At 66.6% G+C, this 377-nt stretch carries 1 protein-coding gene; it reads right to left on the bottom strand.

Annotation, left to right across the window (positions count from 1 at the left end; genetic code table 11):
• Positions 1–96: 96 nt before the first annotated feature.
• Positions 97–377 (bottom strand): ATP cone domain-containing protein (locus tag EJ063_RS20745; RefSeq protein ID WP_244225223.1); only part of this gene is annotated, 281 nt, incomplete at its 5' end.

Genomic DNA, 377 nt, shown 5'->3' with positions numbered 1-377 from the left:
GTTCGAGCCGGTCTGGCCGAGCCCGCGCCGCGCCATGCGCACGGCGAGGTCCATGTACTTGAGATTGGGGTCACTGGCGGCTCCGCCCGGCATCGCTCAATGCCGCTTGGCGGCGGTTGCCTGGCCGTTGGCCACCGGCATTGCCGCTTCTACCTCGGGAGTGTCGCGCGCGATTTCGCTCAGCACTTCCTGGAAATCGGCCGCCTCGCGGAAATCGCGGTAGACGGAAGCAAAACGCACGTAGGCCACGGGATCGAGCCCCTTGAGACCCTCGATCACCAGTTCGCCGATGGCGGAGGAGGGGATTTCCGTCTCGCCCGAGCTTTCGAGCTGCCGCACGATGCCCGATACCATGCGCTCGATGCGGTCCGCCTCGA

It is taken from the genome of Vibrio aquaticus, from assembly GCF_003970385.1.
Lineage (GTDB): Bacteria > Pseudomonadota > Gammaproteobacteria > Enterobacterales > Vibrionaceae > Vibrio > Vibrio aquaticus.
The sequence above is the reverse complement of the archived record's forward strand: the minus strand, read 5'-3'. Positions and strand labels throughout refer to the sequence as shown.